Consider the following 10,972-nt stretch of genomic DNA (forward strand, 5'->3'; position numbering starts at 1 on the left):
GATCGATACATTGGGCCTATGCGGTCATTGATGACGGCTATTGGACCGCGGCGCCCAATCCGCACTTAAATGAAGGTGAGCAGCAGCGAGATTCGAAGGTGCATCATGGCCGCAAATCCCCATCGAGTCGTCATCGTCGGCGCCGGCTTCGGCGGGCTGGAGGCGACCTACCGGCTTGCGGGCGCGCCGGTCGAGATCACCCTGATCGACCGTCGCAATCATCATCTGTTCCAGCCGCTGCTCTACCAGGTCGCGACCGCCTCGCTCGCGACCAGCGAGATCGCCTGGCCAATTCGCCATCTCATGCGCGACCGCCGCGAGGTGACGACGCTGTTTGCCACCGTGAGCGGCGTCGACACGGCGCGTCGCTGCGTGCTGATCGACGACGGCAGCGAGGTGCCCTACGACACGCTGGTGCTCGCCACCGGCGCGCGGCACGCCTATTTCGGCCACGACGAATGGGAGCAGTTCGCGCCCGGCCTGAAGACCTTGGAGGATGCGACCACGCTGCGCCGGCACATTCTCGTGGCGTTCGAACGCGCAGAGCGCGAGACCGATCCCGCCAGGCGCGCGGCGCGGCTGACCTTCGTCATCGTCGGGGCGGGCCCGACCGGCGTCGAGCTCGCCGGCACCATCGCCGAGATGGCGCATCACACCCTGCCCGGCGATTTCCGCAACATCGACACGCACAAGGCGCGCGTGGTGCTGATCGAGGCGGGCCCGCGCGTGCTCGCAGGATTTCCCGACGACCTCTCGGCCTATGCCCAGGCCTCGCTGGAAAAGATCGGCGTCGAGGTCGTGCTCGGCCAGGCCGTCACCGAGATCAATCGCGAGGGCGTGGTGTTCGGCGGCAAGCTGCTCGAGGCCAAGACGCGGATCTGGGCCGCCGGCGTGCGCGCTTCGCCCGCGGCCGAATGGCTGGGCGCACCCAGCGATCGCGCCGGGCGCGTGCAGGTCGAGGCCGACCTCACGATTCCAGGCCATCCCGAGATCTTTGCGATCGGCGACACCGTCAGCATCAATGCCTGGGAGGGCAAGCCGGTGCCCGGCATCGCGCCCGCCGCCAAGCAGCAGGGCCGCTACGTCGCCGACACGATAAGGGCGCGCCTGCGCGGCGCCGCGACGGGCCCGTTCCGCTACAAGCATGCCGGCAGCCTCGCGCAGATCGGCAAGCGGCTTGCCGTGATCGATTTCGGCCGCATCAAGCTGCGCGGCGCCATCGCATGGTGGATCTGGGGCATCGCCCACATCTACTTCCTGATCGGCCTGCGCCACCGCCTCAGCGTTGCGCTCAGTTGGCTCTGGATCTACGCGCGAGATCAGCGCGCCGCGCGGCTGATCACGCAGGGAAGCAGCAAGGTGGTGTAACGATGCTCTCCTGTCCCGGACGCGGCGCGGCATGAAATGACGCGACGCTGAGCCGGGACCCAGCTCTAGTGACGTCCGCGAAGAATGGGCCCCGACCCAGCAGCGCATCACTTGCGTGCTGCGCTGCGTCCGGGGCACGAGAGGAGTATGCGCGCCAACAGCATTAGCCGGCGCACCCGATCCATTCGCCCGACGTATCGTCATTCAGCCGCGCCACTGCATCGGCACGGCGCGTCAATACGGCGCGCTGGTTGATGTAGCCCTTGTCGGTGATCTCGCCGCCATCCACCGATGGCGGCTCGGCGAGAAGCAGCGCGCGCGTGGCGTGGCCGGAGGAGTTGGGGCCCTGCTGTTTCAGCCTCGCCAGCCCCTGCGCGATCGCAGCCCTGATCTTTGCATGCGCCAGCACGTCGTCCACAGCCGCGGTCTCGGGCAGCCCGGCATGAGCGCGGCAGGCCGCGATATTCGGAAACACCAGGAAGCGCACCTCGTCGCCGCCATGGCCCGCAACGACGACGTCCTGCGCGAGCGGCGCCAGCGCGGCCACGCCGGCGACGCGCAACGTGCCGACACTGACCCAGGTGCCGGAATTGAGCTTGAAGTCTTCCGCGACCCGGCCATCGAAGAACAGCCCCCGCTCGGGCCGCCCGGCGTCAGCAAGCTTCACGGCGTCACCGATCAGATAAAATCCCTCGTCGTCGAACGCCTGCCTGGTCAGCTCCGGCGCCTTCCAGTAGCCGGGCGTGACGTTGGGGCCGCGCACCCTCACCTCCAGCTTGTCGCCGGAGGTGACCAGTTTCAGCTCGGTGCCGGGAATGGGCACACCGATGTTGCCGGAGCGTTCGGCGAGGAAATGACAATCGGTGGCGAGCGGTGAGGTTTCGGTCGAGCCCCAGGCCGAGACCATCGGCAACGCACGGCCGACGGTCTCGATGGAAAGCTGCTCCAGGGCATCCCAGAGATTCTGCGGCAGCGCGGCGCCGGCATAGAAGGCGAATTTCACCTCGCCGAAGAAGCGGCGGCGCAGTTCCTCGTCGCTCCGCAGAGCCGCGATCAGCATGTCGAAGCCGCGCGGCACGTTGAAATAGACCGTCGGCATCACGCTTTTCAGATTGGCGAGCGACGTCGTGAACAGTCCGGGTGCAGGCTTGCCGCCGTCGATATAGAGCGAGCCGCCATTGCGCAGCACGAGGTTGAAATTGTGGTTGGCGCCGAAGGTGTGACTCCAGGGCAGCCAGTCGAGGATGACGAGATTGCCGCGGCTCTCTTCGAGGAAAGTCCAGGTCTGCGCCTTCGCTTGCTGGCTGGAGGTCAGCATGCGCTGGGTGTTGATGACCGCCTTGGGCGTGCCGGTGGAGCCCGAGGTGAACAGGAATTTAGCGATCGTATCAGGCGTGAGCGCCGCAAAGGCTCTTGCGACGTCGGGCGTCTCGGGTGTCGCCGCAACGGTGCGGAAGGCGAGCACGCCATCGTCATCGGCATTGCCGCTGATGACCTGGGCCTGGTGCAGCGGCTCGATAGCTGCCAGCGCTGCCGCGAATGGCCTGGTCGCGGAAACGTAGATTGCGCCCGGCACGAGCAGCGCAATCATGCTCTTGAGCTTGTCGAAGTCTCTCGACATCAGCGAATAGGCCGGCGAGATCGCCGCGGACGGCACGCCCACATGCTGGGCGGCAAGCGCGAGCAGCGCGTGATCGATGCTGTTGTCGGAAAGGATCGCGAGCGGGCGCTCTGCGCAGAGACCCTGCCCCAGGATCCAGGATGCGGCGGCGCGCACCTTCCGCAGCGCCTGGGCATAGGTGACGGTGGTCCAGGGCGCTTCGACATTGCCGCGTTCGGCCAGGAAGATCGCATCCGGCGTTTGCCGCGCCCATTGCTCCAGCCAGTCGCCGACGCAACGCGCGCCGTCGCGCAACGGATCGGGCGATCGCAGCACGATGCTGCCATCGGCGCGTTGCTCTGCGACGGTCCTTGGCGTTGCGAACAGGCCTGCAACGTCACCATCTGGGGCGACTGTCATGTGTTTCCTCCTCCGCCCGGGAAATCGGATAGGCCGCAGCCTCGTTTCGGGCTGCTTCGGCCATAATGTTGGGCACGACAATTGTTGTCGTCAACAACAATCTTCCTCTCGGCCCCACGAGGCGTTAAGATTGCGCGACAGGAGACATACGTGACCGCCAGTGCAGTCCGGGCCGAGACCCGCCCCTCCCTACGCAAGCGCGCCGGCAATGGCGCAGCAACTCGCGATGTCGCCGACGACGTCGGCCTCGACGCACTGGTCGGCCACGCCGGCTATGCGGTGCGGCGCTTCCAGATCTGGATCTTTCAGGACTTCATCAAGACACTCGGCGAGGTCGACATCCGGCCGACCCAATATTCGGTGCTGACGGTGATCGGCGCCAATCCGGGCCTGTCGCAGATGGCGGTGGCAAAGCGCCTCGGCATCGAGCGCGCCCGGCTGGTGCATCTGCTCGACAGCCTCGAACGACGCAAGCTGGTGAAGCGCATCAAGTCCAAGGAAGACCGGCGCTCCCATGCCTTGCACCTCACGGCGCAGGGCGAGACCGCACTGGCGAAGTTCAAGCGGCTCGCGGCCGAGCACGAGCGGCACGTCGAGGCGAAGATCGGCAAGGAGAATCGGGCGCACCTGCTCCGGATCCTCGCCGGCTTCACCTGATCCCGACTGCTCATTATTTGAGCAGATGCCCGTCGGAGGACGGCGGCACGACCGCCCGCGCGCTTGCCGAAACATCCTCCAACCTGCTGATCTTACGATGATATCCGGGGCCATCGACCTGCCCGGACAATGTACACAATGGCACATCGCTTGCTTTACTCCGGGCGAAGGACAAATTGCCGGAGTTGAGTTGCCATGGGGGCCGAGCAGCCTGAAACGATCGCCGCGATTGTGGCCGCGCATCGCGCGGGCACACTGACGCCGGCGCAGACGGTCGCACGGACCTACCAGCGCATCCGCGACCACGATGATCCCGCCGTGTTCATCAGCCTGCGCGACGAGAAGGACGCGATCGCTGAGGCCGAGAAGCTAGCCGTCCGCGCGGATGCCGCCGGTCTGCCGCTCTATGGCGTGCCGGTCGCAGTGAAGGACAATATCGAGGCGCTGGGCTTTCCGACCACGGCCGCGTGCCCGGCCTTCTCATACACGCCGGCGCACGACGCGGCCGCCGTGGAGCGCCTGCGCGCCGCCGGCGCCATCATCATCGGCAAGACCAATCTCGACCAGTTCGCAACCGGGCTCGTCGGCGTCCGTTCGCCCTACGGCATTCCCAGGAATTCGATCCGCGAGGATCTCATTCCCGGCGGCTCGAGCTCGGGCTCCGCGGTCGCCGTCGGCGCCGGGCTCGTGCCGCTGTCGCTCGGCACCGACACCGCCGGCTCGGGCCGCGTGCCGGCAATGCTCAACAACATCGTCGGGCTGAAGCCGAGCCTCGGCATGATCTCCAATGCGGGCCTGGTGCCGGCCTGCCGCACGCTCGACTGCATCTCGGTGTTCGCACTGACGGTGGACGACGCCGCCCTTGCGCTATCGGTGATGGCGGGACCCGACCGGGCCGATCCATTCTCGCGCGACCGGCCGCTGGGTGCGCTCACGCCGATGCCGGCAAGCTTGCGCCTGGGCGTGCCGCGCGACGGGCAGCTGATCTTCTTCGGCGACAAGAAGGCGGAAGCCGCTTACGGCGATGCACTGAAGCGATGGACTGCGCTTGGCGCGTCGCTGGTCGAGTTCGACCTCGAGCCGTTCTATGAGACGGCGCGCCTGCTCTATGAGGGTCCCTGGGTCGCCGAGCGCTACCTCGTGATCAAGGACCTGCTCGCCTCCGCGCCCGACACGATCCACCCCGTGACGCGCGAGATCACCGCCGCCGGCGCGCGGCTGACCGCGGCGGAGACCTTCTCGGCGCTCTATCGCCTGCAGGAGCTGCGCAAGGTCGCCGAGCGGACGTTTACGGATATCGACGCGCTGGTGCTGCCGACCGCGCCGACGGCCTATACCACCGCTCAGGTGCTCGCCAACCCGATCGAGCTCAACAGCCGGCTCGGCACCTACACCAATTTCGTCAACCTGCTCGACCTCTGCGGCCTCGCCGTGCCTGCTGCGATGCGCAGCGACGGCATTCCTTTCGGCATCACGCTGCTCGCGCCCGCAGGACGCGATGCGCTGCTCGCCAGCATCGGCCGCGTCTTCCATGCTGATACCAAGCTGACCGTCGGCGCGAAGGGTGTGGCGCAGGCCCCGCTCGCGCCACTGCCCGCAAGCAATGGCGATGAAATCCCGATTGCGGTGGTCGGAGCGCACCTCTCCGGCATGGCGCTGAACGGGGAATTGACCACGCTGAATGGAAAGCTGATCGAGGCGACGAAGACCGCGCCCGACTACAAGCTCTATGCGCTCAAGACGACGCCGCCGAAGCCGGGCCTGCTGCGCGTCGAGACCGGCACGGGCGCGGCCATAGAGCTGGAAATCTGGTCATTGTCGGCAGCTGCGTTCGGCGAGTTCGTCAACGCCATTCCGGCACCGATGGCGATCGGCACGGTGCGCCTTGCCGATGGCCGCAGCGTGAAGGGGTTTCTCGTCGAGCCCGAGGCGCTGGGCGAAGCGCGCGATATCACCGCCTATGCCGGCTGGCGGAAGTTTATGGCGGAAGCCGCGACGGCGTAGGTCGTGTAAACGGCGCGAACCTCATAAAGACTGTCGTCCCGGACAAGCGCAGCGAAGCGGAGCGCCGATCCGGGACCCATACCCACAGAAAGCGGTTTTGCGAATACTCGGAGTGGGAACTCTGCCTCGAACTACTCCCTGTGGTTATGGGTCCCCGCGTTCGCGGGGACGACAGTGAGAGTGTGGCAACGAACGTGCTTACACCGACACCGCGTAAATCTCATACTCCCCGCGCACCAATTCGATATGCGCGCGCATAGCGGCGGCGGCGCCCTGCTTGTCGCCGCGCATGATGGCGACGACGACGCGGTCGTGCTCGGCTTGCGACTTGGCGAGGCGGCCGAGATTGCGGAACTGGGCGCGGCGGAACGGCTGCACGCGGACGCGGGTGGCGAGCGTGATCTCGGCGATATAGCCGTTCTGCGAACCGGCATAGATCGCGTTGTGGAAGCGCTCGTTGACCTCGTGGAAACGCTCGGGATTGCCGGTGTAGCTCAGCACCCGCAGCTCCTCGTGGATGGCCTCCAGGCCATGACGCTCGGCCGCCGACATGCGTTCGGCGGCAAGGCCGGCGCACAAGGCCTCGAGCTCCGCCATCGCCTCGAACATGCCTTTCAGCCGCTCGATAGACGGCTGCGCCACCACGGCACCGCGATGCGGCCGCGCCTCGACGAGGCCGCTCGCCACCAGCTGGCGCAACGCTTCGCGCACCGGCGTGCGCGAGACGTTGAAGCGTCGCGCGATGTCGGTCTCGTCCAGCGGCGCGCCCGGCGCCAGGGTTCCGCGCACGATCTCGTCGGCAAGCTGAAGCCGCAGCTCCTCGGCGCGCGTGACCTTCTGCAGCGACGGCAGCGCCCGGTCGACGCGGGGCACCACCGGCTCGGCCGGCAGTGTCCCAGGCGGAAGATCGTCAAGCGTCATACGGTCTCTTTCGGCTCGTCGATGATGCTGACATGAGCGGCGACGACGCGCCAGCCCTCCGGGAAACGAATCCAGGTCTGCATCTGCCGGCCGACCTTGCCGGGCGCCGTGTCGCGATAGAACAAGGTGGAGGCCACGGCCGTGTCGCGGCCGTAGCTGCTGATGACGGTCTTGGCGGTGCGGCGGTTCAGCCCGACCGGCGAGCGGGCGGCGCGGAAGCCGGAGATCGCCTCATAGCCATAAAGGTTCTCGCCGATGCCGTAGCGCAGGGTGCGAGGATCGTTGCGAAAGAGCTCGCCGAGCACGGCGACATCGTTGTTGACGAGGGCCTGTTCATAGCGCTCGAACGCGGCTTTGACTTCCGCAATCACCTCGGGGAGATCGATCTCCATCTTAGATTCCTCTGGGCGCGGGCGCGGCGACGACACCCATTTTCTCCAATGCGTGCGCAACGCGCAACGCGATGTCCTCGCGCCAGGGCGCACAAATGATCTGCACGCCGATCGGCAGCGGCTCGAGCGGCACCGGCACTGCAACGACCGGCAGGCCGATGAAGGAGATCGGCTGGGTGTGGATGCCGATATTGGCGCGGACCGGCAACTCGACGCCGTCGAGGTTGAAATTCATCTGGCCGAGCTTTGGCGCGGTGCAGGGCGTCGCCGGCGCCAGCAGCACGTCGACCGATTTGAAGATCTCGACAAGCTGCGCGCGATACCAGCGGCGGAATTTCTGCGCGCGATCGACCAGCGGCGCCGGCACCATGGCGCCCGCGATCAGCCGGTCGCGCACGGCCGGATCAAAGTCGTTCGGACGCTTGCGCAGGCGATCGAGATGCAGCGAAGCGCCTTCGGTGGTGGTGATGACATAGGCCGCGGCCCGGGCGCGCGAGGCTTCAGGCACGTCGACGACTTTCGTCGTACCAAGCGCCTTGGCAACGCGGCTGACGGCTTCGACCGCTTCCGGAAACACGTTCTTCTGGAAGTGACCGCCGGCAATGGCGATGCGCAGATCCGAAACCGGATTGGCAAGCAGCGGCAGCGTCGGTTCCAGCCCACGCGTGGTGCAGGCGGCATCGTCGGCATCCGGCCCCTGCATCACGTCATAGGCGAGCGCGAGATCGGTGACGGAGCGCGCGAACGGGCCGAGATGATCGAGGCTCGCCACGAACGGGAAGGAGCGCGCCCGCGACAGCCGGCCATAGGTCGGCTTCAGGCCAAAGATGCCGCAGAACGAGGACGGTACGCGGATCGAGCCGTTGGTGTCCGAGCCGAGCGCGATCGGCACCAGCGCGCCGCCGACCGCGCTGCCGGAACCGCCGGAAGAGCCGCCGGTCATCCGCGTGGTGTCATGCGGATTGCGCGAGGGGCCGTCGTGGACGTTCTCGCCGGTGAAGTCGTAGGCGTATTCGCCCATGTTGAGCGCGCCGACGAGGACCGCGCCGGCCGCTTCCATCCGCTCGATCAGCGTCGCATCGCGCTTGGCGGGCGCGAGGTCGCGGTTGATCTTCGAACCCGCGCGGGTCGAAAGGCCTGCGACATCGAACAGGTTCTTCACCGCGAAGGGCACGCCGGCGAGCGGGCCGACTCTCTTTCCCGCCGCGATATCGGCGTCGATCGCGCGTGCTTTCGCACGGGCCCGCTCGGCGGTGACGTCGGTGAAGGCGTTGAGGACGGAGTCGTGCTGCTTGATGCGCGCGAGCGCGGCTTCGGTGGCGTCGAGCGCGGACATCTTGCCGCCTGCAACCGCACTCGCGATCTCGGAGGCCGTCATCTCTGGCTTGGTGGTCATGGCGATATCAGGCCGTGAAGATCGGCGCCGGCTCGGTCTCGTCCGGCAGCGCGAATTCGTCGACGAGGCGGGCGAGGCGCAGCGACACTTCGAGGTTGGCACGCACCGCCGGCCTCCAGGCCTCCTCGACCGGCAGCGCCAGCGCTCTCGATACGGCGTCGATATAGTCGTCCAGGGATTCGGCCATCACGCTCTCAACTATCAGTGCACTCTCAGTGTACCTGCAACGGCGGATGCGGGATCGCCGTCAGCAGCTCCTTGGTGTAGTCGTCCTTGGGATCGCTCAAGACCTGCTCGGAAGAGCCTTCCTCGACGATTCGACCCGTCCGCATCACAATGACACGATCGCACAACAAGCGCACCACATTCAAATCATGCGAGACGAACAGGTAGCTCATACCTAGCCGCTGTTTCAGGTCCTGCAGCAGGTTGAGCACCACGGCCTGCACCGAGACGTCCAGCGCCGCCGTCGGCTCGTCCAGGATGACTAGCTTCGGATGCAGGGCAATGGCCCGGGCGATACCGACGCGGGCTTTCTGGCCGCCCGACAATTGATGCGGGAAGCGGTCGAGCAGATTGTGCGGCAGGCCGACCATGGCGGCGAGCTCCTCGCAGCGGGCACGGAGCGCGTCGCGCCCCTTGATATCACCCAATTGCATGATCGGATCGGCGATAGCGCGCGCGGCGGTGAAGCGGGGGTTGAGGCTGTCGGTGGGGTCCTGGAACACCATCTGGATGCGGCTGCGCTGCGGCAGGCGGGCGAAAGCGGATGGCGCGATGCCCGAGATGTCCTCGCCGTCGAACTGGATCAGTCCGGAGGTCTGGTCGAGCAGGCGCATCACCATCATCGACGTCGTCGATTTGCCGCAGCCGGATTCGCCGACGAGGCCGACGCTCTCGCCATGGCCGATCGCGAAGCTGATGCCGTCGACGGCGCGGAACACGTCCGGCTCGACCGGAGGCTTCCGGCCGAACAGTTTTCCGAGCACGGCGGTCGCGCCCTGACGGGGGTATTCCTTGACGAGCTTGTCGACGAGCAGGAGGGGCTTTGGATTCTCGTCACCCCCGGGTTTGACCCGGGGGTCCATCGAACGAGATGAGTCTTGCGAAGCGTGATGGGTGGCCGGGCCTTCGCCGCGCCGAAGGGGCTTCGGCCCCGCGGGCGGGTCAAGGCCGGCCATGACGGCGGGGGCTTGCGAAGCGCCCTCCTCCTCCGGCAGCAGATCCCGCAGGCTCACACCCAGCCGCGGCGTCGCGCGCATCAGCTTCTTGGTGTAGGGGTGCTGCGGGTTCGCGAAGATATCCGCCGCCTTGGCGGTCTCGACGACGCGACCCTTCTCCATCACGACGACGCGGTCGCAATAGGCAGCCGCAAGGCCGAGGTCGTGCGTGATCAGGATGGTCGACATCGCGCGTCGCCTGGTCAGCTCGACGATCAGGTCCATCACGGCCTTCTGCGTGGTGACGTCGAGGCCGGTGGTTGGCTCGTCCGCGATCAGAAGCTGCGGATTGCAGGCGAGCGCGAGCGCGATGACGACGCGCTGGCACATGCCGCCCGAGAGCTCGAAGGGATAGGCGTGGTAGCGCTCGCGCGGGCGTGCGATCTTGACCTGCTCCAGCGCCTCGATTGCCTTCTCGCCGTGATCGGCCACCTGGGCCTGCTGCACATGGGTGCGCAGCACGTCCTCGATCTGGTCGCCGACTTTGCGGATCGGGTTGAGCGCCGCACGCGGATTCTGGAAGATCATCGAGACTTCGCGGCCGCGGAGGTCGCGCATCTGGTCCTCGGTCGCGGCCTTCACGTCGATGCCGGAGAACATCACCGAACCCTCGGCGATCCGCCCGGCGCGGTCGAGGATGCGCATCACGGCATAGGAGGTCACCGACTTGCCGGAGCCGGACTCGCCGACGATGGCGAGCGTCTCGCCCTTGGCGACGGAGATGTTGACGTGCTGCACCGCTTTCACGATGCCGCGGCGGGTGGTGAATTCGACGGTGAGGTCTTGGACGTCGAGCAGAGGCGGCGCGGTCATGGGCGCCTCCCGTCACTCAAACATTCGAAAACAACCCCATGCACAGTAGAATGGCGACTGAAATCATTGGAGAATTTCGGCCGGGAATTCGCGCGTGAGGCGGGTGCCGCTCTCTTATTCCCTCCCCCCTTATGGGGGAGGGGCAGGGAGGGGGGTGCCACACGAGGACTCTCTCCGCATG

The 10,972-nt window shown here is 66.7% G+C and carries 9 protein-coding genes; 3 read left to right on the forward strand and 6 right to left on the reverse strand.

The window, feature by feature from the left end; genetic code table 11:
* Positions 1-105 precede the first annotated feature (105 nt).
* On the forward strand, positions 106-1,368 hold the full coding sequence (locus tag EHH60_RS35840) for an NAD(P)/FAD-dependent oxidoreductase (RefSeq protein ID WP_124163882.1): 1,263 nt from the start codon (positions 106-108) through the stop codon (positions 1,366-1,368).
* Positions 1,369-1,531: 163 nt separating this feature from the next.
* Here the strand turns inward: EHH60_RS35840 and EHH60_RS35845 are convergent, their stop codons facing one another.
* Positions 1,532-3,388, reverse strand: a complete 1,857-nt coding sequence (locus tag EHH60_RS35845) for a feruloyl-CoA synthase (RefSeq protein WP_199752479.1) — start codon at positions 3,386-3,388, stop codon at positions 1,532-1,534.
* 150 nt (positions 3,389-3,538) lie between these two features.
* On the opposite strand from EHH60_RS35845, the gene EHH60_RS35850 reads away from it, so the two are divergent.
* Both EHH60_RS35850 and atzF read left to right on the forward strand, forming a co-directional pair.
* On the forward strand, positions 3,539-4,045 hold the full coding sequence (locus EHH60_RS35850) for a MarR family winged helix-turn-helix transcriptional regulator (protein WP_124163884.1): 507 nt from the start codon (positions 3,539-3,541) through the stop codon (positions 4,043-4,045).
* Between the two features lie 195 nt (positions 4,046-4,240).
* Positions 4,241-6,049 (forward strand): allophanate hydrolase, encoded by a 1,809-nt coding sequence (atzF, locus tag EHH60_RS35855; RefSeq protein ID WP_124163885.1) that lies wholly within the window; start codon positions 4,241-4,243, stop codon positions 6,047-6,049.
* Positions 6,050-6,247: 198 nt separating this feature from the next.
* Here atzF and EHH60_RS35860 read toward each other — a convergent pair whose 3' ends face one another.
* The 5 genes from EHH60_RS35860 to EHH60_RS35880 are packed head-to-tail and all read right to left on the reverse strand — an operon-like array spanning position 6,248 to position 10,791.
* Positions 6,248-6,970, reverse strand: coding sequence for a GntR family transcriptional regulator (locus EHH60_RS35860; protein ID WP_124163886.1), 723 nt, complete (start codon positions 6,968-6,970; stop codon positions 6,248-6,250).
* The gene (hpxZ, locus tag EHH60_RS35865; RefSeq protein WP_124163887.1) at positions 6,967-7,362 is read right to left on the reverse strand and encodes an oxalurate catabolism protein HpxZ; all 396 of its coding nucleotides are present in this window, start codon (positions 7,360-7,362) and stop codon (positions 6,967-6,969) included. Before hpxZ ends, EHH60_RS35860 begins: the two co-directional genes overlap by 4 nt.
* Before the next feature lies 1 nt (position 7,363).
* Complete coding sequence (locus tag EHH60_RS35870) at positions 7,364-8,758, reverse strand: AtzE family amidohydrolase (RefSeq protein WP_199752481.1); 1,395 nt, start codon at positions 8,756-8,758, stop codon at positions 7,364-7,366.
* A gap of 7 nt (positions 8,759-8,765) precedes the next feature.
* The gene (locus EHH60_RS35875; protein ID WP_199752483.1) at positions 8,766-8,945 is read right to left on the reverse strand and encodes a DUF4089 domain-containing protein; all 180 of its coding nucleotides are present in this window, start codon (positions 8,943-8,945) and stop codon (positions 8,766-8,768) included.
* Between the two features lie 25 nt (positions 8,946-8,970).
* Positions 8,971-10,791, reverse strand: a complete 1,821-nt coding sequence (locus tag EHH60_RS35880; protein WP_124163889.1) for a dipeptide ABC transporter ATP-binding protein — start codon at positions 10,789-10,791, stop codon at positions 8,971-8,973.
* Positions 10,792-10,972 lie beyond the last annotated feature (181 nt).

Origin of the sequence: Bradyrhizobium sp. RP6, from assembly GCF_003837805.1 — a bacterium.
Taxonomy (GTDB): domain Bacteria; phylum Pseudomonadota; class Alphaproteobacteria; order Rhizobiales; family Xanthobacteraceae; genus Bradyrhizobium.

Excerpts from the sequence above, each read along its gene's own strand:
- EHH60_RS35860 (WP_124163886.1), bottom strand. The coding sequence starts at position 6,970 with ATGACGCTTGACGATCTTCCGCCTGGGACACTGCCGGCCGAGCCGGTG.
- EHH60_RS35870 (WP_199752481.1), bottom strand. The coding sequence starts at position 8,758 with ATGACCACCAAGCCAGAGATGACGGCCTCCGAGATCGCGAGTGCGGTT.
- EHH60_RS35875 (WP_199752483.1), bottom strand. The coding sequence starts at position 8,945 with ATGGCCGAATCCCTGGACGACTATATCGACGCCGTATCGAGAGCGCTG.
- hpxZ (WP_124163887.1), bottom strand. The coding sequence starts at position 7,362 with ATGGAGATCGATCTCCCCGAGGTGATTGCGGAAGTCAAAGCCGCGTTC.
- atzF (WP_124163885.1), top strand. The coding sequence starts at position 4,241 with ATGGGGGCCGAGCAGCCTGAAACGATCGCCGCGATTGTGGCCGCGCAT.
- EHH60_RS35880 (WP_124163889.1), bottom strand. The coding sequence starts at position 10,791 with ATGACCGCGCCGCCTCTGCTCGACGTCCAAGACCTCACCGTCGAATTC.
- EHH60_RS35845 (WP_199752479.1), bottom strand. The coding sequence starts at position 3,388 with ATGACAGTCGCCCCAGATGGTGACGTTGCAGGCCTGTTCGCAACGCCA.
- EHH60_RS35840 (WP_124163882.1), top strand. The coding sequence starts at position 106 with ATGGCCGCAAATCCCCATCGAGTCGTCATCGTCGGCGCCGGCTTCGGC.